This is a genomic window from Microbacterium horticulturae, from assembly GCF_029094505.1.
GTDB lineage: Bacteria > Actinomycetota > Actinomycetes > Actinomycetales > Microbacteriaceae > Microbacterium > Microbacterium horticulturae.
This window is the reverse complement of record NZ_CP119108.1, coordinates 2,539,062-2,563,303: the sequence shown is the minus strand read 5'-3', so window position 1 is coordinate 2,563,303 and position 24,242 is coordinate 2,539,062. Positions and strand designations below refer to the sequence as shown.

General features: G+C 69.5%; 20 protein-coding genes. 7 read left to right on the top strand and 13 right to left on the bottom strand.

Annotation, left to right across the window (positions count from 1 at the left end):
- Positions 1-2: 2 nt before the first annotated feature.
- Complete coding sequence (locus tag PU630_RS12260; protein WP_275277345.1) at positions 3-1,049, top strand: Ldh family oxidoreductase; 1,047 nt, start codon at positions 3-5, stop codon at positions 1,047-1,049.
- Positions 1,050-1,064: 15 nt separating this feature from the next.
- On the opposite strand, the gene PU630_RS12255 is transcribed toward PU630_RS12260, so the two are convergent.
- The 3 genes from PU630_RS12255 to PU630_RS12245 all read right to left on the bottom strand — a co-directional run bounded on the left by PU630_RS12255 (position 1,065) and on the right by PU630_RS12245 (position 4,175).
- Positions 1,065-1,763, bottom strand: coding sequence for a response regulator (locus PU630_RS12255; protein WP_275277344.1), 699 nt, complete (start codon positions 1,761-1,763; stop codon positions 1,065-1,067).
- Positions 1,760-3,370, bottom strand: a complete 1,611-nt coding sequence (locus tag PU630_RS12250) for an ATP-binding protein (protein WP_275277343.1) — start codon at positions 3,368-3,370, stop codon at positions 1,760-1,762. The genes PU630_RS12255 and PU630_RS12250 overlap by 4 nt, the downstream gene beginning before the upstream one ends.
- Before the next feature lie 154 nt (positions 3,371-3,524).
- Positions 3,525-4,175 (bottom strand): HAD-IA family hydrolase, encoded by a 651-nt coding sequence (locus PU630_RS12245; protein WP_275277342.1) that lies wholly within the window; start codon positions 4,173-4,175, stop codon positions 3,525-3,527.
- Between the two features lie 83 nt (positions 4,176-4,258).
- Between PU630_RS12245 and PU630_RS12240 the strand changes: the two genes are divergently transcribed.
- Positions 4,259-5,326, top strand: a complete 1,068-nt coding sequence (locus PU630_RS12240) for a winged helix DNA-binding domain-containing protein (RefSeq protein WP_275277341.1) — start codon at positions 4,259-4,261, stop codon at positions 5,324-5,326.
- A gap of 8 nt (positions 5,327-5,334) precedes the next feature.
- On the opposite strand, the gene PU630_RS12235 is transcribed toward PU630_RS12240, so the two are convergent.
- Positions 5,335-6,774, bottom strand: coding sequence for an XRE family transcriptional regulator (locus PU630_RS12235; RefSeq protein WP_275277340.1), 1,440 nt, complete (start codon positions 6,772-6,774; stop codon positions 5,335-5,337).
- A gap of 145 nt (positions 6,775-6,919) precedes the next feature.
- Between PU630_RS12235 and PU630_RS12230 the strand changes: the two genes are divergently transcribed.
- Positions 6,920-8,803, top strand: coding sequence for a phosphoenolpyruvate carboxykinase (GTP) (locus PU630_RS12230; protein WP_275277339.1), 1,884 nt, complete (start codon positions 6,920-6,922; stop codon positions 8,801-8,803).
- 474 nt (positions 8,804-9,277) lie between these two features.
- On the opposite strand, the gene PU630_RS12225 is transcribed toward PU630_RS12230, so the two are convergent.
- The 4 genes from PU630_RS12225 to PU630_RS12210 all read right to left on the bottom strand — a co-directional run bounded on the left by PU630_RS12225 (position 9,278) and on the right by PU630_RS12210 (position 15,094).
- On the bottom strand, positions 9,278-11,086 hold the full coding sequence (locus tag PU630_RS12225; protein ID WP_275277338.1) for a molybdopterin-dependent oxidoreductase: 1,809 nt from the start codon (positions 11,084-11,086) through the stop codon (positions 9,278-9,280).
- An 85-nt stretch (positions 11,087-11,171) separates the two neighbouring features.
- Positions 11,172-13,127: an ABC transporter ATP-binding protein gene (locus PU630_RS12220; RefSeq protein ID WP_275277337.1), complete on the bottom strand. Its 1,956-nt coding sequence runs from the start codon at positions 13,125-13,127 to the stop codon at positions 11,172-11,174.
- A 53-nt stretch (positions 13,128-13,180) separates the two neighbouring features.
- Entirely contained in the window at positions 13,181-13,393 is a 213-nt protein-coding gene (locus PU630_RS12215; RefSeq protein ID WP_275277336.1) for an AsnC family protein, read from the bottom strand.
- A 204-nt stretch (positions 13,394-13,597) separates the two neighbouring features.
- Positions 13,598-15,094 carry an aldehyde dehydrogenase family protein gene (locus PU630_RS12210; protein ID WP_275277335.1) on the bottom strand — a complete coding sequence of 499 codons (1,497 nt, stop codon included), beginning with the start codon at positions 15,092-15,094 and terminating at the stop codon, positions 13,598-13,600.
- Between the two features lie 228 nt (positions 15,095-15,322).
- Between PU630_RS12210 and PU630_RS12205 the strand changes: the two genes are divergently transcribed.
- The gene (locus tag PU630_RS12205) at positions 15,323-15,973 is read left to right on the top strand and encodes a GntR family transcriptional regulator (protein ID WP_275277334.1); all 651 of its coding nucleotides are present in this window, start codon (positions 15,323-15,325) and stop codon (positions 15,971-15,973) included.
- A gap of 212 nt (positions 15,974-16,185) precedes the next feature.
- Here the strand turns inward: PU630_RS12205 and PU630_RS12200 are convergent, their stop codons facing one another.
- The 5 genes from PU630_RS12200 to PU630_RS12180 are packed head-to-tail and all read right to left on the bottom strand — an operon-like array spanning position 16,186 to position 20,849.
- On the bottom strand, positions 16,186-17,442 hold the full coding sequence (locus PU630_RS12200) for an ABC transporter substrate-binding protein (protein WP_275277333.1): 1,257 nt from the start codon (positions 17,440-17,442) through the stop codon (positions 16,186-16,188).
- Between the two features lie 2 nt (positions 17,443-17,444).
- Positions 17,445-18,515 carry a branched-chain amino acid ABC transporter permease gene (locus PU630_RS12195; protein ID WP_275277332.1) on the bottom strand — a complete coding sequence of 357 codons (1,071 nt, stop codon included), beginning with the start codon at positions 18,513-18,515 and terminating at the stop codon, positions 17,445-17,447.
- Positions 18,515-19,396, bottom strand: coding sequence for a branched-chain amino acid ABC transporter permease (locus PU630_RS12190; RefSeq protein ID WP_275277331.1), 882 nt, complete (start codon positions 19,394-19,396; stop codon positions 18,515-18,517). Before PU630_RS12190 ends, PU630_RS12195 begins: the two co-directional genes overlap by 1 nt.
- 3 nt (positions 19,397-19,399) lie before the next feature.
- Positions 19,400-20,107, bottom strand: a complete 708-nt coding sequence (locus PU630_RS12185) for an ABC transporter ATP-binding protein (RefSeq protein WP_275277330.1) — start codon at positions 20,105-20,107, stop codon at positions 19,400-19,402.
- Complete coding sequence (locus tag PU630_RS12180; RefSeq protein WP_275277329.1) at positions 20,097-20,849, bottom strand: ABC transporter ATP-binding protein; 753 nt, start codon at positions 20,847-20,849, stop codon at positions 20,097-20,099. Before PU630_RS12180 ends, PU630_RS12185 begins: the two co-directional genes overlap by 11 nt.
- Before the next feature lie 277 nt (positions 20,850-21,126).
- Here PU630_RS12180 and PU630_RS12175 point away from each other — a divergent pair, with 277 nt between their 5' ends.
- The 3 genes from PU630_RS12175 (at position 21,127) to PU630_RS12165 (ending at position 24,230) form a co-directional block, all read left to right on the top strand.
- Positions 21,127-22,497, top strand: coding sequence for an aminomethyl transferase family protein (locus PU630_RS12175; RefSeq protein WP_275277328.1), 1,371 nt, complete (start codon positions 21,127-21,129; stop codon positions 22,495-22,497).
- Positions 22,498-22,559: 62 nt separating this feature from the next.
- Entirely contained in the window at positions 22,560-23,423 is an 864-nt protein-coding gene (locus PU630_RS12170; protein WP_275277327.1) for an IclR family transcriptional regulator, read from the top strand.
- Between the two features lie 12 nt (positions 23,424-23,435).
- Entirely contained in the window at positions 23,436-24,230 is a 795-nt protein-coding gene (locus tag PU630_RS12165; RefSeq protein ID WP_275277326.1) for an NAD(P)-dependent oxidoreductase, read from the top strand.
- Positions 24,231-24,242 lie beyond the last annotated feature (12 nt).

Sequence of the window (24,242 nt, the reverse complement as noted above, 5' to 3'; positions counted from 1 at the left end):
CCATGCACACCGACACCGTCGTCCCGCCCGCCGAGCTGCGTTCCTTCGCAGCCCGGGTCCTGGTCACCCTGGGCGTGCCTGACGCCGACGCAGACCTCGTCGCCGACTCGCTCGTCGTCGCCGAGGAGTGGGGGCATCCCTCGCACGGGCTGTTGCGGCTTCCCTGGTACGCGGCACGGCTGCGCACCGGCCGCATCCAGCCTGTCACGCATCTCACCGTGCTCAGCGACCGGGGCGCACTGGTCAGCGTCGACGGCAACGCGGGTGTCGGCCAGGTGGTGACCGCGCGGGCGATGGACCTCGCGGTGGCCCGGGCGAAGGAGCACGGCATCGGCGCGGTGGGCGTGCGCAACTCGAACCACTTCGGCACGGCGGCGTACTTCACCCGCCGGGCCGTCGCGGCGGGGTGCGCGGCGATCCTGACGACCAACGGTTCGCCGGCGATGGCACCGTGGGGCGGCCTCGACAAGGCGGTCGGCGCGAACCCGTGGTCGTTTGCGGCGCCGGACGGGCGGGGGGATGCCGCGGTGCTCGACATCGCGAACACCGGGGTCGCCCGGGGCAAGATCTATGCCGCCGCCGAGAAGGGTGAGGAGCTTCCCGACGGCTGGGCGCTGGACGCCCAGGGGCGGCCGACCACGGATCCGGCGGCGGCGCTGGACGGTGGGGTGGTCCTGCCGATGGGCGGTCACAAGGGATATGCCATCTCCTTCATGATGGACGTGTTCTCGGGAGTGCTCACCGGGTCGTCGTTCGGACTCGATGTGGGTGGACCCTGGCAGCCCGACGCGCACAGCGGAGCGGGCCATGTGGCGATCGCCATCGACATCGCGGCGTTCCAGCCGGCCGCCGAGTTCGACCGGAAGATGGATGCGCTCATGGCCCAGGTCAAGGGCGTGCGCCGGGCGCCCGACGCGGGGGAGATCCTCTACCCGGGCGAGCTGGAGAACCGACATCGCGCCGAGGGCCGCGGCATCCATCTTCCGGAGAAGACGGTCGCGGACCTGCGCGACCTGGCCGCCGAATGCGGGGTCGACGCGGCCTGGTGAGCGTACGCGCGGCGCTCAGGCCGTCGCGATGCGGTAGCGGTGCTCGGGGCGCCCGGTGGTGCCGTACCGCAGCCGCATCTCGATGGCGCCCTGCTGGGCGAGCGCGGACAGGTACCGTTGCGCGGTCGGGCGGCTCATGCCGAGCGCCTGCGCGACGTCGGACGCCGAGACGTCGGTGGCCGTCGTACGCAGCAGGTCGCGCACCGCGCGCATCGTCTCGGCGGAGAGCCCTTTCGGCGGGGTGGCGATGGTGCCGGTGCGCATGAGCTGGAAGAGGCCGTCGACCTCGTGCTGGTCGGCCTCTGCCCGACGCGAGTCGAGGTCGTCGAGACGCTGATGCAGATCACGGAAGGCGATGAGGCGCTCGGAGAACGCGGCGAAGCGGAAGGGCTTGACCAGGTAGTGCACCACCCCTTGTGCGATGGCCGCGCGGACGTGGGCGAGATCGCGGGCCGCCGAGATGACGATCACCCCGGGTGGGGAGGGCGCTTCGGCCAGCCGGCGCATGAGCTCGAGTCCCGAGGCGTCGGGCAGGTACAGGTCGAGGAGGACCAGATCCGGCTGATCGGTGCCCACATGATCGAGCGCGTCGGCGGCCGAGTGGGCGATGCCGACGACCTCGAACCCGGGGACCTTCCAGACGAAACCCGCGTGGATCTCGGCCACGCGGAAGTCGTCGTCGACGATCAGCGTGCGGATGGGCGTGACGGTCATGCCGTCATCTCCGTCGCCACCGGCGTGCCGGCGGCGTGCCGCGGCAGCGTGACGGTGAACACCGCGCCCGGACCGGGCGAGACCTCGATGCGTCCGGCGTGCTGGGCGACGACCCGGTGCACGAGGGCGAGTCCGAGCCCACGGCGACGGACGCCGTCGTCGGGCTTCGTCGTGAAGCCGTCCTCGAAGACGGCCTCGGCGATCTCCGGGTCGACGCCCGGTCCGCTGTCGCGCACGCGCACCCGCACGCTGTCGCCGACGCAGCGCACGTCGACCTCCACGCGATGCGGCCCGGGGCCCACCACTGCGGCGTCGATGGCGTTATCGACCAGGTTGCCCAGCACGGTCAACAGCGCCCGGGCGTCGGCCTCGCCTTCGGCCAGGTCCGACTCGTCGGTCAGCACGAGCGCGACGCCGCGCTCGGCGGCGACGACGGACTTGGCCACCAGGAGGCCCACGAGCTGAGGGCTTGCTATCTGCCGCTGCAGCCGGGTCGCCAGATCGGTCGCCGTGGCCGACAGCTCCGCGACGTAGTCCACGGCCTCGTCGAAGCGCCCGAGCTCGAGCATGCCGGAGAGGGCATGCACGCGGTTCGCGAACTCGTGCTGCTGGGCGCGGAGCGCGTCGGTGAGTCCGCGCACGCTGTCGAGCTCGCGCAGCAGCCCCTCCTGCTCGGTGCGATCCGAGATCGTCACGATGTGGCCGAGGTCGCGCCCCTGCATCGACACCGGCATGCGGTTCATCACGAGGCAGTGCTCGTCGGTGAGCACCACGAGGTCGCTGCCGGCCACCGTTCCGGTGAGAACATCGCGGATGCGCCCGGGCGGGGTCGTGCGGTCCACCTGCACGCCCACAGCGGCGTCGTCGAGCCCGAGCAACCGGCGCGCCTCGTCATTGATGAGGGCGATCCGGCCGGACGGACCGATGCCGATGACGCCCTCCGCGACGCCGTGCAGCATGGCCTCGCGCTCCTGCAGCAGAGTCGCGATCTCGTTCAGCTCGAGACCGAAGGTCTGCCGCTTCAGGCGTCGGGCCAGAAACAGCGAACCGACGACCCCCACCGTCAGCGCGATGCCCGAGTACAGGGCTATCGACGGCAGCAGCCGCCCCAGGCTCGCGGCGATCTCCTCCGCATCGATGCCGACCGAGACCTCGCCCACGATCCGGCCGCCGTCGGTGCGCAGCGGCACCTTGGCGCGGGCCGACAGACCCAGCGTCCCGTGCTCCATGTTGACGACGGTCTTGCCGGCGAGCGCTTCGCTCGGGTCGGTCGACACGTGCTCGCCGATGCGCTCGGGCACCGGATGCGAGAGCCTGATGCCGTGGTCGTCGGTGACGACGACGAACAACGCCCCCGTCGAGTGGCGGATGGCCTCGGCCCGCTCCTGGACGAAACCGCTGGGATCGCCGGCCACGACCGCGTCGGCGATACCCGGGGCCACGGTCACCGTGTTCGCTATGGCCAGTGCCCGCTCCTCGAACTGGTGCACAAGAAGCTCGTGCGACTGCCACAGCGACAGGCCGAACGCGACCAGCAGCGCGCCGAGCAGCACCGCGATCTGGGTGCGGAGGATGTTCGTCGACAGGCGAATACTGCTGCGTGCCATCCGTCTCTCCTGCTTCGTCGCGGGCGCGTCGACGCAGACCGATCAGCGGCGATCGGGTGCGCCGATGGCAATTGTCGCACCCGAGGCTGGATGCGACGGGGCCGGCGCTGCGCACAGAATGCACGAAACCGCGCCGCGCGGCCGCGTGCCGCGCTCAGCCCACGGAGACCTCGATGCCGCCGTCGACGGCGCGGGCGCTCACCCCGGAGAGGTCGCCGACGACTGCGGCTGCGCCATGGCCTGCTGCGCGCTCGCCGACGCCGATGACGGTGGTGCCGGCCGCGAGGGCCGCGGCGATGCCCGCCTGCGAATCCTCGAACGCGAGGCAGTCGCGCGGCGCCACGCCCAGAAGCTGTGCTCCGCGCAGGAAGCCCTCGGGGTCGGGCTTGCTGCGCGTCACGTGCTCTGCGGTCACGCGCACGTCGGGAACGCGCAGCGCTGCGGCATCCATTCGCGCCGTCGCCAGCCTCTCGTCCGCTGACGTCACCAGCGCGTGCGGCGTGCCGCGCAGTGCCTCGAGGAGAGCGGATGCCCCGGGCACAGCGACGACGCCGTCGGTGTCGACGCCCTCGGCGGAGAGCATCTGCGCATTCTCGGCGCGGTTGATGGCCGGGTCGCGGTCGGGCAGCAGGATCGCCATGCTCTCGTGACCCTGACGTCCGTGGATGACGCTGAGGACGCGATCGTCGTCGAGCCCGTGGTCGGCCGCCCACTCGAGCCAGAGCCGCTCGACCACGGCAGTCGAGTCGACGAGCGTGCCGTCCATGTCAAGGAGCACGGCGCGGGCGGTGAAGGTGTGCGGCATGCCTCCATCCTCTCCTGCCGTGCTGAGTGGCGCAGTCAGGCGGCGCCCTCGCGGATGTCTGACCCCACGGCCAAGATGAAGCCATGGATCTGCAGCGGCTGCGTTCCCATCGACTCCGTTCGCATCGCCTGACTGCGCCGGCGGCGTCGGTGGCGGATGCCGCGGCCCACATGCTGGCTGTGCAGGCACAGGACTTCTGGGGCGGGCGCTGGGCCCTGGCATCCCGCACCCGGCGCGACCCCACGGTGCGTGACGTCGACGCCGTTTTCGACGACGGCTCGCTCGTGCGCTCGTGGACCATGCGGGGCACGCTGCACCTGATCCCCGCCGCTGATCTGCGCTGGGTGCTCGCGGCGACGGGCGAGCGGCAATGGCGTCAGGCCGCCTCGGTGCGTCGCGCGATCGGCCTCGACGATGCCGAGATCGACCGCGCCGAAACTCTGCTGCGAGCCGCGCTCGCCGGTGGCGGGCGCCTCACCCGCGCGGAGGCGTTCGATGTCCTCGCCGCCGGCGGCATCGACCCTGGCGGCGGACGCGGACTGCAGGTGCTCTTCGCGCTGTCGGTGCGTGGAGCGATCGTGCAGGGGCCGGTCGTGCACCGCACCGCGGGCGTCACGCGCGAGCAGTACCTCGTGCTGATGGAGGAGTGGGTGGGGGATGCCGCAGCCCCCGCCGACCCCGTCGCCGAGCTGTTCGCCCGCTACATCATCGGACACGGTCCCGCCCGCGCCGCCGACTTCGCATGGTGGTCGGGCCTGCCGGTGACCGTTGCGCGCCAGGCCGCCTCGCACGCGGACCCGCGCGTGCGCGAGATCGAGGAAGGGCTGTACACGGCCACCGAACAGCCGCGACCGTCACCGGGCACCTCGTCCGTGTTCGCACTGCCCACATATGAGGAGTACGTGATCTCGTACGCCGACCGGTCAGCCGCGGGCCAGGATGACGTGCTGCGCGTGGTCATGGCGGGCGGCAACGGCATGGTGCGCCCGGTGATCCTGGCCGACGGCGAGGTCGTGGGCACGTGGAAGCACTCACGCGCCGTCGGTCGCCACCGCGACGCGCCCGTCGCCGAGCTGTTCGATGGGCGCGGGCCCGCGGCATCCACCCTCGCCGAAGCCCTCGGCCGTTACTCGCGGTTCATCGCGGGGTGAGCGGCCCGCTACTCACCGGCGTGCCGGTCGAGGAAGGTGTACACCTCGCCGTCGTCCACGCCGGGGAACGCGCCGCGGGGCAGCGGCGAGAACATCTGCATGTGCACGCGGGCGCTCGGCCAGGCCTTGCCCTCCCACCGCTCCGTGAGCGCGAGGTCGGGCCGGTGGCAGCAGGATTCGTCGGGGCACGTCGAGGTCGCGCGCTGCGGGGTCTCGCGTCCGCGGAACCATTTCGCGTCATCGAACGGCACGCCCACCGTGATCGAGAACTCGCCGTCGGCGGTCGCCCCGGTCTGCGTCGCGCACCAGAACGTGCCGGCGGGGGTGTCGGTGTACTGGTAGTGCTCGGTGGTGCGGTTCTGCTCGGCGAATGCCGACCGCGCCGAGAACTTGCGGCACACGACCTGACCTTCCACAGCCCCGGTGACGTCCGACGGCAGCGGCAGATCGTCGTTCTCGTACACCCGTGAGATGGCCCCCGCGCTGTCCACGCGCAGGAAGTGCAGGGGAATGCCGAGGTGCTGTGTGACCAGGTTCGTCATGCGCATGCCGGCGGCTTCATGCGTGACCCCGAACGCATCCCGAAAATCCTCGACCGCGAGATTGCGGTCCTTCTTCGCCTGCTGCAGGAAGGCGACTGCGGCGGTCTCGGGCATGAGCGCGCAGGCGGCGTAGTAGTTGATCTCCAGCCGCTGTCGCAGGAAGTCGGCGTAGTCGGTGGGCGGCTGATGCCCGAGCAGCCGGTGCGCCATCGCCTGCAGCGCCATCGAGCGCAGCCCGTGGCCGCCGGGGATGGATGCCGGGGGCAGATAGATCCGCCCGTTCTCAAGGTCGGTCACCGAGCGCGCCGAGTGCGGCAGGTCATTGACGTAGATGAGCTCGAAGCCCAGCTGCTCGGCCATGATGCTCACGGTGCGGTGGGTGAGGGCGCCCGTGCTGTGGCCGGCGGCCTTCAGCTGCTTCTCGGCGAGCTTCTCGATATCGGGCAGGTAATTGTTGCGCGCGCGCATTCGCAGCCGCAGCTCGGTGTTGGCGCGTCGGGCCTCTTCGGGGGTCGCGATGGCCTCGTTCTCGCGCCGCTGCAGCTCGCGGTGCAGCCCGAGGATCGACTCGAGCGTCTCGTCGCTGACGCCCTTGCTCGGCTTGACCGGGGGGATCCCGAGTCGCCGGAACACCGTCGTCGACTGCGCGCGGTCGAGCTCGATCTCCAGCGCCGCGCGACGATTCGGCGGCTCGGTGGAGAGCAGGTCGGTGACGTCGGTGCCCGTCACCTTCGCGATCTGCTGCAGCAGCGACAGCTTCGGCTCGCGCTTGCCGTTCTCGATGAGGCTGAGGTGGCTGCCGGCCACCCCCACCCGAGCGCCCAGCTCATCGAGCGTGAGCCCGGTGCTGAGGCGATGGTGACGGATGCGGTGACCCAGGGTCGCGAGTTCGACGGTCGAAGCCATTCCTTGATGATACCGAAAGAAACATGATTCTTTGCAGCTGCTTTCACGGAAAGAGTGCCCGGAGTCTTGTGAGAGTGGATGACAGAGACGATCTGATCGCGGCGGCGACACCGCCGGCCCGCGACAAGACCGAATGGGAGCAGCCATGGCACTTGCCGAATCCTTCACCCGTACGACGCCGGTCGGCGTCCGTCCGCTGCGCGGACTGCGCGAGTTCGGCGCACGCCCCGACGTCGAGGGCCCCGGCATGCAGGCGCTGGCGGAATGGGTCGACGAGATCGCCGCCCTGACGCAGCCCGACCGCATCCACTGGATCGACGGCTCGCGCGCTGAGAATGACGCGATCCTGCGCGAGATGGTCGACGAGGGCAAACTCATCAAGCTCAATCCCGAGTGGCGCCCCGGTTCGTACCTGGCCCGCTCCGACCCGAAGGACGTCGCACGCACCGAAGCGCGCACGTTCATCTGCTCGGCGAAGGAGATCGACGCGGGCCCCACGAACAACTGGGCCGACCCCGACGAGATGCACGCCACGCTCAACGGTGTGTTCGAGGGTTCGATGCGCGGTCGCACGATGTACGTCATCCCGTTCTCGATGGGAGCCGTCGGCGGGCCCCTTTCGCACATCGGCGTGCAGGTGACCGACGGCGCCTACGCCGTGGCATCCATCGGCATCATGACCCGGGTGGGGGAGAGCGTCACCCGGCTGATCGCCGAGGGTGCGCCGTGGGTCAAGACCGTGCACTCGGTCGGCGCGCCGCTGGCGCCGGGCGAGCAGGACGTCACCTGGCCGTGCAGCGACGAGAAGTACATCGTGCACTTTCCCGACACGCTCGAGGTGTACTCGTACGGCTCGGGCTACGGCGGCAACGCGATCCTCGCGAAGAAGTGCTTCGCCCTGCGAATCGCGTCGGTCATCGGCCGTGACGAGGGCTGGCTGGCCGAGCACATGCTGCTCATCCGCGTGATCTCGCCCGAGGGCAAGAAATACCACCTGGCAGCGGCGTTCCCGTCGGCCTGCGGTAAGACGAACCTGGCGATGCTGCGCCCGACGATCCCCGGCTGGCGGGTCGAGACCCTCGGTGACGACATCGCCTGGCTCCGTCCCGGCGACGACGGGCGCCTGTGGGCCATCAACCCCGAGGCGGGCTTCTTCGGCGTCGCACCCGGCACCGGCGAGTCGACCAACGTCACCGCCGTCGAGACGCTGTGGGGCAACACGATCTTCACGAACGTCGCACTGCGCCCGGACGGCGACGTGTGGTGGGAGGGACTGACCGACGAGATCCCCGAGGGCCTCACCGACTGGGAGGGCAACCCGTGGACGCCGCGGTCGGGACGCCCGGCGGCGCACCCGAACTCGCGCTTCACGGTCAGCGCCGCGCAGTGCCCGCAGATAGCGGACGACTGGGAAGAGGCGGTGCCACTGGACGCCATTCTCTTCGGCGGGCGCCGCGCGACCAACGTGCCGCTCGTGGTCGAGGCCACCGACTGGACGCACGGCGTCTTCCTCGGCTCGAACATCTCGAGCGAGCGTACCGCCGCGGCCGAAGGCACCGTCGGAGAGCTGCGCCGCGATCCGTTCGCGATGCTGCCGTTCTGCGGATACAACATGGCCGACTACTTCGGCCACTGGCTGAAGGTCGGGCAGAAGATGCGCTTCGACAAGGCACCGCGCATCTTCCAGGTCAACTGGTTCCGCAAGGGGGCGGACGGCCGCTTCCTCTGGCCGGGCTTCGGCGACAACTCGCGCGTGATCGAGTGGATCGCCCGCCGCGTCGACGGGGCCGTCCCCGCCGTCGAGAGCCCGATCGGCCGGCTGCCGCGTATCGAAGACCTCGACCTCGATGGCCTGGACGTGACCGAGGACGATCTCGCCGAGCTGTTCGCGGTCGACCCCGCCACCTGGGCGCAGGAGGCCGACCTCACGGAAGAGTTCTACGCCACTTTCGGCAGCCGCGTTCCCGCGCCGCTGCAGGCCGAGCTGTCGGCGCTGCGCTACCGCCTCAAGCAGGCCGCGCAGGACTGATCGACAGATCTGGGATGCCGCAGCGGGGGGCTGTGGCATCCCGTTTCTTCGCGCCATCGTTCGCGGAGGCCGAGGTCTTCCCAGACCAGGGGCACCCCCTCCGGCACGCGAGAACACGCTTGTGCACGCCTTTTGTGCGCAGGCGCGTGCACGAGCGTGTTCTCGGCGAAGCGACGGCGTCTTTGCGTCGTCGTTTGCGGAGGCCGAGGTCTTCCGAGACCAGGGGCGCCCCTCCGGCACGCGAGAACACGCTTGTGCACGCTTTTTGTGCGCAGGCGCGTGCACGAGCGTGTTCTCGGCGAAGCAGGCGTGCGGGATGCCACAGGTCGATGCTGGGTCGACGCCCGGAACGACGCCCGGCTCGAGGCCTGGTCGGCCTGAACGACGCCTGGTCGGCGCCCGAGCCCCGGTCGCGCCGGGCGACGGCCGCTTCGGTGAAGGCCGGGAGTGGATGCTGCGGCATCCCGACCCCCGTCAGATCGACTGGCGGTAGCCGAAGAACTCGTGGTCCTCGTTGTAACCGCCGTGTCCACCTCCGATGTCGGCGAAGTCGGCGACGAACTCGATGCCGCGGATCCACTTGACGAGCTTGAATCCCAGCTGCACCTCATTGCGCAGACGCAGAGGCGCCCCGTGCCCGTACGAGAGCGGCTCGTCGTTCATGTCGTACGCGAGCATCGTCAGCGGGTAGCTCATCTGCTCGATGGGGTGCGCGTCGTAGTACGACCCTCCGTCGGGACCGTCGCCGAGTGAGTAGAACACCACCCACTTGGCCTCGGGGCGCGGCTTGACGACATCCAGGATCGTCGACATCGACACCCCACCCCACTTCGCGACGCCCGACCAGCCCTGAATGCAGAAGTGCTGGGTGATCTGCTCGTGGTGGGGGAGAGCCCGCACCTCGTCCAGGCTCAGCTCGACGGGGTGGTCGACGAGGCCGCCGACGTGCAGCCGGTAGTCGCGGAAGTTGTTCTCGAACAGTTCTCGGTACTCGTCGGTCTCGGGGTACTTGCCGTTGTGCCACATGTACGGCGAGATGTCCTTCTCGGTGTACTGGCCCGGCCGCGCATCGACGTGCTCGAACAAGCGCTGCGCGGGCCCGATCAGCGCGAAGCCCACGCGCTGGATCAGCCGCGGCTTGCGCAATGTCAGCGGCGAGGCGCCGACCCACGCGACGATCATGACGACGAGGGATGCCGCGAACACCGAGAATCCGACCCAGCTGTCGTCGTTGCGGCCCGCATACATGTGGTTGAGGTTGCGCAGCGCTCCGGTCGTGAACACGAGTGTGACATGCAAGAAGATGAACACGAGGAACCAGCACAGCACGAGGAAGTGCAGGGAGCGGGCGGCCTGGATGCTGAACCGGGAGCTGATCCACCGCAGGCGCGTCGACAGCGCGGGCGACATGCCCAGGCCCGTGATCAGCGCGAGCGGAGCGGCGATGAACACCGTGATGAAGTACGCGATCAGCTGCAGGCTGTTGTAGACGACCCAGCCCTGCTCGAGCGGCCAGTCCAGTGAGGCGTACTGGATGGCGACCGAGATCGCGTTGGGAATCACGTCCCAGCTGGTCGGGACGATGCGCACCCACTGCCCCGACACGAACAGCAGCACGACGAAAACGATGCCGTTGAGCAGCCAGAGAGTGTCGACGCCGAGGTGCCACCAGCGCGCGAGCCCGATCGAATGACGCAGGCCCGGCAGGCCTATCCAGCTCGGTACGTTCACGGAGTCCTGTTTGGCCGTCCAGAGCGGGTCGTCGGGCACCGGCTTCTGAAACCGGAACCACTCCTTGCCCGGGGTGGAGTGCCGCGTCCAGTACAGGCGGGGATGATCGGTGAGGATCTGCACGCCCGAGCGGATGATGAAGATCATCAGGAATGCGTTCAAGAAGTGCTGCCAGCCCAGCCACGCCGGAAAGCCGGCGTGTTCCTGTGCATCGGGGAGCATGACGGCTCCGGGGTACCGGTGCAGGAAGTCCTGTACGGACGGCAGCTCGCGCAGGCCCTGCGCGACGGCGACGGCCGCCACCAGGACGACGAACCCGAGGGGGAGGAGCCACATCAGGTTGAACCACTTGTCGCGCCCGACGCGCACATGCGGGGCGGTGCCGCGCGCATCGGGGATCGAACCCGCCCAGGTGTGCGGGTCGATGGTCTCTTCGGGCTGCTTCAGGCGCTGCCGGAAGTTCTGCAGCGCGTCGGGGGTGATGGCGGTCTCGCGGGGCGTGGATTCGCGCGTCCCGGTGGCCGGTTCGGGTTCCGGTCGGGTGGGGGTCACGCCTTCAGATTAGGAGCGTCCCGAAGTTTTCACAAGGTTTTTCCATAACGCGGTGGCCGCGGCATCCCTCCCTCCCGCACGCGCCTCACACCAGCAGCTGATGCTTGGCCAGATCGCGGTACAGCGGCGTCGATTCCACGAGTTCGGAGTGCGTGCCCTGGCCGACGACGCGGCCGTGGTCCATGACCACGATGTGATCGGAATCGACGACGGTCGACAGCCGGTGCGCGATCACGACGAGGGTGCGCCCGGTCGCGACGGCATCGATGGCCTCGCGCATGCGCTGCTCGTTCAGACCGTCGAGCGACGAGGTGGACTCGTCGAGCAGCAGGATCGGGGGAGCGGCCAGCAGCGCCCGCGCTATCGCGAGCCGCTGGCGCTCGCCGCCCGAGAGCATGACGCCGGCCTCGCCGACCGGCGCGTCGACGCCCAGCGCGCTGCGGTCGAGGACCTCGCCGAGGTTGACCGCCTCGAGCACGCGGCGGCAGTCGTCGTCGGATGCCTCGGGCGAGGCCAGTCGCAGGTTGTCGGCGATCGAGCCGGCCAGGGTGGGGGCATCCTGCTCGACGTACCCGAGCTGCGCGCGCAGCGCGGTGCGCTCGAGCGTGCGCACGTCCTGTCCGCCCAGCAGGATCGCCCCGCCGGTCGGGTCGTAGAAGCGCTCGATGAGAGCGAGCGTCGTGGACTTGCCGGCACCCGAGGGCCCGACCAGTGCCACGCGCGACCCGCGCGGCACCGCGAACGACACGCCGTGCAGCACCTCGCCGTCGGGCGTCTCGTCGGCTTCGTCGAGCCCCGAGGTGTCGACGCGGGCGGACTCGAGCAGCGCGAGCGCTTCCGACTCCTTCTTGCGTCGCGACTCGACGACGGCCGCGGGGTAGGCGAAGTGCACGTCGCGGAACTCGATCGCGGGGGTGGATGCCGCGGGATCTGCCGAGGCGAGGGGCGAACCCGCGGCATCCATCCTCTCCTCGGCATTTCTCCCCGGCTCGGCCGAGGAGGCGACCCGGGCTGCGATCTCGGCGTCGTCGGCGGTCTCGACGGGGAGGTCGAGCACCTCCTGGATGCGTCCGAGGGCACCCAGCGCCTGGTTGACCGACATGATCGCACCGAAGAACGTGCCCAGCGGCTGGATGAGGATGAACAGGAACATCACGAACGTCACGAGCGAGGCGATCGTGATGTCGCCGTGGGCGACGCGGAATCCGCCCACGCCCAGCACCACGAGCAGCGAGACCTGCAGGGCGATGCCGGCGATCGGCACGACGAGGGCCGATGCCTTGGCGACCCGCACGCCCACGTCGTAGGTCTGAGAGGCCACCGCGGTGATCGCCTCTTCTTCACGGTCCGCGGCGCCCGACGCGCGGATCGTGCGGATCGAACCGACCGCCCGTTCGACGCCCGACGAGAGCTCGCCCACCTTCTCCTGCTGCACGCGGGTGTGCTTGCGGATCTGGCCCGACAAGCCGCCGACGACGGCGACCGAGGCGCCGATCACCACGAGGATCAGCACGAGCAGCAGCGGGTCGATGATCGCCATGGCGATCATGGCGCCGACGAAGATGAGGGCGTTGCCCACGGCATCCGCCAGTCCCTGGGTCAGCACGGCGTACAGCAGGGTCGTGTCGGTGCCCACGCGCGAGACGAGGTCGCCGGTGCGGCGGGCGTCGAACTCGCTGATCGGCAGGTGGAGGATGCGGGCGATGAGGCGCCGCCGGCTCGAGTACACCACAGCGGTGCCGGTGCGCTGCAGCAGATAGTGCTGGTAGCCCGACAGAATCGACGAGACGACCACCAGGGCCACCAGCATCCACACGAGGGATCCGAGCGGATCATTCGCCTGCACGCGTGTGATCACCTGGCCCACCAGCAGCGGCTGGCCGAGGCTGGCAGCAGCGCCCAGGATGCTCAGGATGATCACGACGGCGATGACCCCGCGGTGCTCGAAGATATAGGGCAGCAGTTGGCGCAGGCTGGCGCGCGGGCCGTCGTTCTTTCCGCGACGGAACGGCGAACGGCGTGCGGGGGCGGATGTCGACATGCGGGGTGTCTCCTCGGGGTGAGGGCGCGACGGAAGCGGGCGAGTGCCGCTTATCATCTTCGTCCGTATTTCTTATGGACGGCCTGACGGGTCACGCCCAGGGCGTCGGCGATGGCGACCCACGAGTAGCCCAGTGCGCGGGCGCGCCGCACCTGCTCGGCTTCGAAGCGCGCTATCTCGGCGCGCGCGGCCTGCAGCTTGCGCAGCGCCGCGAGCGGCTCGCCGTCGTCGGCGATGCCCAGCGCGGTAGGGGTCTGGTCGCTCATGTCGTCAACCGTAGTTGACGCGGGCGGTGTCTGTCAACCTAGGTTGACGCCTGCGCTGTTTCTCGGTGAGAGAACCACTGGTGGACGAGAGATAGGGAAATAGCCGCTCTCTCGTCCACCCGTTGCACTCTCACCGTTCTGCTCGGGGCGCGGGATTCGCGAAGCGACAGCGCGCACCAGCGGCGGGAGAGGGGATGCCGTGGCTCAGTGTCCCATGGCGGCGAGGGCGTCGGCGTCGAGGAAGGCGATCGAGCGCGTGTCTTGGAAGTCGCGCACGCCCTCGATGCCCTGTTCGCGGCCGAAGCCCGATCCCTTCATGCCGCCGAACGGTGCGCGCAGGTCCAGCCGGGTGGCGCCGTGGTCGTTGACCCAGACGTACCCGCAGACGAGCTGCGACCCGACGCGGTGGGCGGCCTCGGTCGACGCCGTCCACACCGAGCCGCACAGGCCCGCCCAGGTGTCGTTGGCCAGGCGCACCGCCTCGTCTTCGTCATCGAACGGGATGATCGGGATGACAGGGCCGAACTGCTCCTGCGTCACCACCCGCAGCGACAGGTCGGGGTCGACGACAAGCGCGGGGCGCACGAAGTTTCCGTCGGCCAGCTCTCCCCCAGGGAGGGTGCCGAACTCGCGCACGTCGGCACCGGCATCCTTCGCCTCCTGGATGATCTCGTCGACGAACGCCTTCTGCGCGGCGGAGTTCAGCGGCCCCATTGTGGTGCCTTCATCGAGCCCGTAGCCCAGCACGGCCTTCTCCAGGCGAGCGGCGAGACCGGCGACGACCTCGTCGAGCCGCGAGCGGTGCACGAACACCCGCTTGGCGTTCATGCAGATCTGTCCGGTCGTGTCGAAGACGGCCGCGTAGAGGCGGTCGAGGTGCTCGTCGTCGACGATGGCGTCCTCGAGGAAGACGGCGGGGTCGTTGCCGCCCAGTTCGAGGGTGACGCGGGTGAGGGTCGTCGCCCCCATCTGCATCATGCGCTTGCCGCCGTTGACGCTGCCGGTGAATGAGACCTTGGCGACGTCCTGGTTCTGGATGAGGCCCGACATGTTCTCGTCCTTGCCGCTGACGACGTTCAGCACGCCGGCGGGCAGCTTCTCGGCCACCCGCTGCACGACGCGGCTGATCGCCAGCGGCGTCGTGGGCGGCGCCTTGACGATCACCGTGTTGCCGGCCAGCAGCGCGTAGGGGAGTGAGGCGCCCAGGATAGCGATCGGCCAGTTGAACGGCACGATGATCGACACCACGCCCAGCGGCTGGTACGCCACCTCGGTGTTCACCGGGATCGCGCCCGGGATCGCCGGCAGCGTGGTGGTGGCCTCGACCTCGTCGGCGACCTGCAGTGCGAGGTTCCAGCGCAACTCGAAGACGAGGGCGTCGACCCAGGCCTCCAGCCGGATCTTGCCGTTCTCCTGCGACAGGATCGCGGCATCCTCATCGCGGTCGTCGGCCACGCCCGCCATCGCCTCGGCCATCGCCGCGGCGCGTCCGGCCGCGCCGAGCGCCGCCCATGCCGGGTACGCGGCATGGGCCGCGGCCACGGCGTCGGCGATGTCGCCGGGCGAGGCCGAGGCGGCTTCGCCGACGACGACGCCCGGCTTACCGGGATCGGCGACGTGCAGCACCTCGTCGGTGAACCGCTCCTGCCCGCCGATGTAGAGTCCTGTCCGCACCGTGGCGGACGTCGTGGTCTGAGACATCCTTCGCCTCCGCACTCAAGGGCGTCCCGCGCTCGGGTCGGCGGGGTGCGCCGCGGTGCATCATGGCACCGATGCCTTCAGGGTGCCTCACCGCGCGGTTGGATGCAAGACTGCCGACAAAATCATCGTGAATCTCGTCGCCAACAGGCCCCGAGCGCTATCCTTCGAGCAGGGCCGGTGAGGCCGGAAACGGGATGCCGCGACCGCGGCGCCCACCAGGGAGGCGGAGTGTCCACGACGATCGCAACGGAGCACGTGGCCGGTCCCGACCTCACGCAGCGGTTGCGTGATGCCATCCAGAGCGCCGAGTTCGCCCCCCACCAACGTCTCATCGAGGCCGATCTCAGTGAGCGGTATGGTGCCTCGCGCGCGTCGGTGCGCACGGCGTTGCTGAACCTCACCAACGAGGGGCTCGTCGAGCGGCTGCCCAACCGCGGCGCGCGCGTGCGGGCGATCACGGTGGACGAGGCCGTCGAGATCGTCGAGGTGCGCATGGAGCTGGAGTCGCTCGTCGCCCGCAAGGCCGCCGAGAACGCGACCGCGAACGACGAGAAGGCACTGCGTACGCTGCGCGACCGGATCGAGACGGCGGCCACGTCGGGTGATCTGGTGGAGTATTCGCGGGTCAACCAGGAGCTCGACCACCGGCTGCGCGAGATCAGCGCACACGCCACCGCCACGCAGCTGCTCGAGCGGCTGCGGGCACAATCCGCGCGGCACCAGTTCCGCCTGGCGTTCGTGCCGGGCCGGGCCGCGACATCCGCCCCCGAGCACATCGCGATCATCGACGCCATCCTCGCGCATGATGCCACGGCCGCAGAGAAGGCGACGCGCGCGCACCTGTCGGGCATCGCCGAGCTGCTGCGCTCGATGGACTGACCGCCCGCCCCCTTCCCCCTGCCCTCTACCGGCGAATTCATATGAATCCGTCGAACGCACACCAAACCGCCGCCCAGTTTGATGTGCATGGGACAGTTCCATATGAATTCGCCAGAAGAAGAGCGGGGCGGGGCGGGAACGCGCGTGGCTGCCGCTGACACGCAGAGGACCCGGCCCGGCGCAACGCCGGGCCGGGCCCTCGAACCGCGAGATCAGCCGAACTTCTCGACCGTGTCGTAGCCCTTGCCGTTGTACTTCTGCACGACCACCGTCGAGACGGCCGGCTGGCCGTCTTCGGTGGTGTTCACCGACGTGCCCTCGAGCATGAACGGGGCGACGTAATCGGAGATCGAGCGCAGCTCCTTCATGAAGTCGTCACGCGTGGGCGACGTCATCTTCTGGAACACCTGGTCGAGCACCGCGCCGACCTGGTAGCTCCAGATGCAGTGCGGGAACGCCGGGGTGTCCTTGTAGTCCGCGTATTCCTTGAGCTCGGAGAGGAACTTCGCGCCCTCGTCGCTGTCCGCGAAGCCGGGAGCCGACGCCGACTGCGAGAACGCCACGGAGTACACACCCGGGAACGCGCTCGCCTTGCCCGGGCCGAGGATGGCCCCCGGGCTCGACGTGTTCGAGGGCAGGAACCAGCTCGGCTTCCAGTTCAGCTGCTGCGCCTTCTGCAGCGCTGCGATCGCCAGCGGCGTGATCGACATGGCGTTGAAGATGACGTCGGCCTTCGTCGAGGCGAGCTCCGTGATCTGCGCGTCCACCGAGGTGTCGGTGGCCTCGTAGGTCAGCTCCTTGACGACCTGGATGTTCGAGGCGCCCTTGATGCCGTCCTTGAAGCCCGAGACGTAGCCCTCGCCGTAGTCGTCGTTCTGCGACAGGATGACGACCTTGTGGTCTTCACCGGAGTCGGCCAGCAGCTTGCCGAACGCCTCGCCTTCGTTCATGTACGTCGGAACGAAGCCGAGCTGCCAGGGACTGTCGTCCTTGTTGCTGAAGATCGGGTCGCCGGTCATGACCAGCACCTGCGGGACCTTGTCGGAGATCGCGGCCTCACGCCACGCCCGGTTGGTGGGCGTGCCCAGCCCCGCCGTCATCGCGAAGACGCTGTCTTTCAGCTGGTCGTAGTTCGCCTTGGCCTTCTGCGGGTCGTATCCGTCGTCGAGCGCCTTGATCTCGACCTTGCGCGTCTTGCCGTCGCCGAACTTCACGCCGCCGTCGGCGTTCTTCGCACCGAAGTAGGCCTTGATACCGGCGACGGTGCAGGTGCCGGGGCCGGCCGTCGCGCCGCTCAGCGGAGTCGTGATGCCCAGGGTGAGCGTCGTGTCGGTGATGCCGGGGCTGGATGCCGCGGCCGTGCCGTCTCCGTCGTCGCCGCCGCCTCCGCGGGAGCATCCCGCGAGGGCGAGCGCGAGAACGGATGCCATGGCGACGATGCCCGCGGCCTTCCGCGTTGTTCTGCGCATGTTCATGCGTGACCTTGCCTCTCTGTTGGGGTTCCCTCCGTCACGGCGGCCGGGTCCGGTTCCGCGATCGGAGTGGTCTGCGGGGTGCGCCCGGTGCCGCCGCCCTTGCGGCGGTGCGCCAGGCGCGTGAGCACACGGGGCAGCGAGACGAGCCCGCCCGGCAGGACGAACAGCACGATGAGCAGGATCGCGCCCTGCAGCAGCGCCGTCGAGTTCGGGTCCACGATGTTCGTCAGCTGCGGCACCAGCACGTAGTACGCCCCGCCCAGGAGTGAGCCGACGATGCTCGCGGCGCCGCCGATCACCATTGCCGCCAGCAGAGAGATCGAATGGGCGAAGCTCATCGTCTCGGGGGAGGTGTACTGGATGACCACCATGTAGAGGAAGCCGGCCACGCCGCCGATGAGGGATGCCAGGGTGAAGGCGATGACCTTGTACCAGTAGGGCGAGATCCCCATGGAGGATGCCACGGCCTCGTTGCCCTTCACGATGGCGAAGGCGCGCCCGTACCGGCCGTGCACGAGGTTGCGCGTGAGAAGGAACACTATCGCGGTCACGAGGATGACGAGGTACAGCTGCCACTGGTCGTCGTACATCGTCACGGGCATCCAGTCCGGAACGTCGGAGAACTGCGTCGACAGGCCCTGCGACCCGCCGGTGACGTCGCCGAGGCGCTTGGCCAGCGGCACGCCGACGATCGGCAGCGCGATAGTGACCATCGCGATCGCGAGGCCCCCGAGCCGGGCGGCGGCCAGAGCGATCAGCAGTCCGACGACGGCGGGGCCGACGAACGCGAGGACGAACACGAGGACGATGTTCCAGTCGTGCGTCACGCCGTACGCGGTGATGTAGGCGCCGAGGCCGACGAAGAAGATCTGGCCGAGGGAGACCTGGCCGGTGTAGCCCATCACGACGTTCAGCCCCAGCACGGCCACGGCGAACACCCCGATGCGGGCGATCGTCTGGTTGGCGAACTCGGGAAGGACCAGCGGCACGACGATGAGCACGACGACGATCACGACGATCGACGCCCAGCGCACCCAGGGTTTGCGGAAGAACGAGGTCTCGGACATCAGACGCGCACCACCGACTTCCGGCCGAACAGGCCCTGGGGTCGCACGATCAGCACGACGAAGATGAGGATGAACGGCACCGCGACCTTCAGGTCGTAGCCGATGAACGACACGTACACGGCGGCGAGGTTCTCCAGCACGCCGATGAGCCAGGCGGCGATGACCACGCCGATCGGGCTGGAGATGCCGCCGAGGATGACGGCGGCCAGCGCGTAGACCAGGGCGGTGTCCATCATGCCCGGCGTCAGGCTCAACTGCGGGGCGACGAGCGACCCGGCGACAGCACCGAGCACCGCGGACAGGCCCCAGCCGACCATCAGCAGCCGCCCCACGGGCAGGCCCGAGAACGCGGCCGACTGCGGATTGACGGCCACCGCGCGCAGCGCCAGACCGAGCTTGGTGCCCAGGAACATCGCCTGCAGCAGGACCATCATCACGACGATGACGACGATCGTGCCCACAGAGCGGACGCTGATCGAGGCGCCGGCGATCTGGATCGTGTTCAGCGAGAACAGCGACGCGAACTGCTGGTTGTTGTAGGTCCACAGCCAGCCGCAGAGCCCGGTGATGAGGGTGAGCAGACCGATCGTGACCACCACCGCGGTGTCGGGGTCGCCGCGCTCGAAGCGCCGCATGAGGTAGCGCTCGATCAGCGCCCCGAGGAAGAACGAGACGACCACCGTGATGAGGATCGCCAGGATCAGCGGCACACCCAGTCCGGCCAGCCACCAGGCGATGTATGCCGAGAGCACGGCCATGCCGCCCTGAGCGAAGTTCACAAGGCCCGTGGCCTGGTTCACCAGCACGATGGCCAGCGCCAGCGCGGCGTAGATCGAACCGGTCGACAGGCCGTCGATGACGAGTTGGATGAACGTCCCCACGGGTCAGCCTCCCAGATATGCGCGTCGGATCTCGTCCATGCCCTTGAGCTCGGCGGTGCTGCCCGACAGGGCGTTGTGCCCCGTCTCGAGCACGGTCGCCGAGTCGACGAGGGTGAAGGCGAGGTTGGCGTTCTGTTCGACGACGACCATCGCGATGCCCGACTCGCGGCGCAGGCGCCCGATCGCCTCGTAGACGGTCTTGGCGGTGCCGGGTGCGAGGCCCAGGGAAGCCTCGTCGAGCAGCATCAGCCGCGGGGCGGCCATGATGGCGCGGCCCACGGCGAGCATCTGCTGCTCGCCGCCGGAGAGCGCCGACGCGTTCGAGCGGATGCGGTCGCGCAGCTGGGGGAAGAGGTCGAGGCAGTAGTCGATGTCTCGGCCTATGGCCTTATGGTCCTTGCGCAGATACGCGCCCACGCGAAGGTTCTCGCGCACCGTGAGGTCGCCGAGCGTGCCGCGGCCCTCGGGGACGTGCGCGATGCCGAGGGCGGCCACCTTGTCGGGCCGCAGGCCGCGGATGCTCGTACCCTCGAACGTGATCTTGCCGGTCGCGCGCACGGTGCCGCTGATCGAGCGCAGCGTCGTCGTCTTGCCCGCGCCGTTGGCGCCCAGGATGCCCACGGCACCGCCCTCGGGCACCGTCAGCGACACCCCGTCGAGGACCTGGACCGGTCCGTAGAAGGCGCGCACGTCTTCCAGCTCAAGCAGCATCCGCAGCATCCTTCCCGATGTAGGCCTCGATGACCCGCGGATCGGACTGCGCCTCGGCCGCCGTGCCCTCCATGAGCTTTCGCCCGTGGTCGAGCACGACGACGCGGTCGGTGAGGGCGGCGATAAGTCCCATGTGGTGCTCGACGATGATCACGGTGATGTCGTCGTCGTCGCGGATGCGGCGTACGGTGGCGATGAGCTGCTCGACCTCGGTGTGCGGCAGTCCCGCGGCCGGCTCGTCGAGCAGCAGCAGCACCGGGCGCATGAGGAGTGCGCGGCACAGCTCGATGCCCTTGTGCAGGCCGTGCGAGAGCTCGTCGGCGCGCACGTCGGTCGCCCAGCCCAGCCCGTTGCGCTCGAGCAGCTCGCGGGCCTCCTCGCGCAGTGCGCGCTCGGCGCGGACGGTGTGCGGCAGGCGCAGCGCCCACTCCAGTGGACCGCCCGGCAACCGGCTGTGCGCACCGAGCATGACATTCTGCAGCACGGTCTGGTTCAACTGCAGGGCGGGATGCTGGAACGTCCGGGCCAGCCCGCGTCGAGCCAGGGTCGCGGGTCGGGAGCCGCGCACCTCTTCGCCGTCGATCGTGATCGACCCGCCGCTGGGGCGGTAGTGCCCGCTGATGCAGTTGAACAGCGAGGTCTTGCCGGCGCCGTTGGGACCCACCAGTCCGAAGATCTGCCCGGGCTCCACATCGAAACCGACCTTGTCGAGCACGGAGACGCCGCCGAAGTGCAAAGACACGTCACCCAGGGTCAGTCGAGCTCCCATCGCCCGCCTTTCCGATTCGTCGCTTCGTCGCAGACGCACACGCGTCCCTGGGTACGGACGCTACGGATTCACGCTCAGATTGTCAACGATTTTGGATTCATCCTGGCGTGTCTTTATCCAACCGTTGCGTGAGATGCCCTCGGCGAAGCGATCGGGATGCCGGATCCTCGCTTCCGTTGAACGGAAGTGCGCGATCCGCGGCATCCACCACCGCCTAGTCTGCCTGGCAACCCGACGATGGAGGTCGAAGATGACAACCGAATCACTCGCCCAGGCGATGGCGCGCGCCGGCGGCGCGGTGCCGCTGCTGCGCGATCAGGATTGGCCCGCGTTCACGTTCCCGGTCGCGCCCGAGTTCACGAACTGGCGCGACGAGCAGCGTGCATGGAACACGACGGTGGCGCTGATGGACCAGTCGCACCACATGACGCAGCTGTTCCTGCACGGGCACGACCTCATCCCGATGCTCTCGACGATCTCGCCCAACACCTTCGGCACATTTCGTGCGGGCGTGGCCAAGCAGCTCATCTCCGTCAATCAAGACGGGTATCTCGTCGGCGACGGCATTCTGTTCTACAACCACGAAGGCCCCGAAGGGCTCGTGCTCATCGGTCACCACCTGCTCATCGACTGGGTGCGGTTCAACGCCGAGAAGGCCGAGGCCGCGGGCAAGGACGTGCACCATCGCCTGGAAGCCAACTCGCACATGCGGCAGGGCCCGCCCACCTTCTACCGGTACGAGCTGCAGGGGCCGCGCGCCGACGAGGTCATGGCCCGGGTGTTCGGCGGCCCTGCGCCCGAGATCGCCTTCTTCCACATCGGCGACGTCGAGATCGCGGGCCGCCCGGTCAAAGCCCTGCGGCACGGCATGGCCGGTCAGCCGGGATTCGAGTTCTACGGGCCGTGGGACGACAACGAGACGGTCCTCGACGCCCTGATGGAGGCTGGAGCGGAGTTCGACATCCGCCGCGTGGGCGCCAAGGCGTACTCCGCATCGCCGCTGGAATCGGGATGGGTGCCCACCCCGTTCCCCGCGATCTTCGACGACGACTTCGCCGAGTACCGCCAGTGGCTGCCGGCCGCGCGCGCCGGCTCGATCGGCGGCTCGCTGTACTCCGACGACGTGCACGACTACTACCTGACCCCGTACGACATCGGCCTGGGCAAGTCCGTGCGCTTCGACCACGACTTCCACGGCCGTGCCGCGCTCGAGAAGCACGCCGAAGACCAGCGGCGGCACAAGGTCACCCTGCTCTGGAACTCCGCCGACGTCGCCGACGTGGTGCGCTCGCAGCTCGAGCCGGGGACGCCGGCGAAGTTCCTCGAGTTCCCGAAGGCGCGGTACGGACTGTTCCAGATGGACGAGGTGCTCGCCGACGGCGCGCGGGTGGGGATCTCGACGGATGCCGGATACGTCGCCTTCGATCAGCTGTACATGTCGCTGGCGACCCTGGACGTCGGCATCCCCGACGGTGCCGAGGTCGAGGTGGTGTGGGGCGAGGATCCGATCTCGCACAAGCCGCAGGTCGACCAGCACCACCGGCAGGTGCGCATCCGCGCGACCGTGGCGCCGGCGCCGTACCACGAGTACGCCCGCACGGTGTATCGCGCGAACCGGTGAGGTCGGAGAGAACCCGGGCCCGCTCGCCGAGAGCGGGTTAGCCTTGCCAGCAGGAGGGTGGCATGGCTCGGGCATCCGGCGGCGAATCGGCACTGCGCAAGCACCTGCGCGTGCTCGACGCGTTCGACGCCTTCCACCCCTATCTGACGCTGGCCCGCATCGCCGAGATCGCGGGACTGGCGCCCTCGAGCGCGCACCGGCTCGTGGCGCAGCTGGAGGCGGAGGGGCTGCTTGAGCGCATGCCCGACCGCTCGTACCGGCTCGGCGTGCGGCTGTGGGAGTTCGCTGCGCGCACGCCGAGCGCCCTCGGGTTGCGCGAGCTCGCCCGCCCGTGGATGAGCGGCGTGCACGCGCGGATCCGCCAGCACACGCAGCTGGCGGTGCGCAGCGGGCGGGACGTGCTGTTCATCGAGCGGATGTCGACCCCTGACGCCGTCGTCAACGCCACCCTCATCGGCGGCCGCACGCCGCTGCCGGTCTCATCGAGCGGCCTCGTGCTGCTCGCACACGCCGACGAAAGTGTCGTCGACGAGGTGGTCGACGCCGGGTGGCCGAGGTTCACCGCGCACACGCTTCGTGACGGTGTCGCGCTGCATGAGCAGCTGCGTCACGTGCGCGTGCAGGGGTTCGCCGATCTACCGGGACACATCCACGAAGGCTCCCGCGGCATCGCGGTGCCGGTCCGTGGGCCGCAGGAGGTCGTGCACGCGGCCCTCGGCGTCGTCGTCGGCAACGACGGCGCTCCGGCGCAGGCGATCGTGGAGCTGCTGACGGTCGCCGCCGCCGGGATCACGCGTGCGCTGCAGGACGCGTACCTCGCCGTCGACGGATCGGGCCGCCGGCGTCCCGGACCCGTCGTGAGCGGATCGCGCGCCTCGCTGGATTACTTCACCGGCCGCGACGAACACGACCCCGTCGTGGTCTAGGGTGATCACGCCATGTCGACCATCGCTGTTCTCGGCCTCGGAGAGGCCGGCCGCATCTACGCCCGCGAGCTGCACGAGGCCGGCGTGCGCGTGCGCGGCTACGACCAGTCCGCAGAGCTCACCCTGCCGGGCATCGTCCGCGCGCGCACCGCGGCCGAGGCCGCCGACGGCGCCGAAGTGGTGCTGAGCCTCGTCGGCGCGCATGCCGCCTCCGAGATCGCGGTGGCGGCCCTTCCTGCGGTCGGCGACGCGGCGGTCTACGCCGATTTGAATACGGCCTCGCCGCTTGTGAAGCAGAAGATCGGCGCTCTGGCCGTGACCCGCGGGGTGGCGATGGCGGATGTCGCGGTGCTGGCGCCCGTGCCCCGCGCGGGCATCCGCACCCCGCTGCTGGCCAGCGGGCCCGGTGCCGAGACCCTCGCCGACCGGCTGCGCCCGCTCGAGGTGCCGATCGTTCCTCTGCGCGCGGCGGTGGGCGAAGCGGCCCGGCTGAAGCTGCTGCGCAGTGTGTTCATGAAGGGGCTGGCCGCACTGGTGATCGAAGGCACCACGGCGGCGCGTGCCGTGGGCGCCGAAGACTGGCTGCGCGCACAGATGGCCGGCGAGCTCGGGCCCGACGGCGCCGCACTCATCGATCGGCTCATCGACGGCACGTACCGCCATGCGCGCCGTCGGCGTGACGAAGTGGGGGATGCGCTCTCGATGCTGGAGGGCGACGGCGACCCCGCTGACATGACGCGGGCGACGCTGTCGTGGTTCGAGCGCATCATCGATGGGGAGGGGGATGCCGCGGCATCCACCCCCTGATCCGGCCGCCGA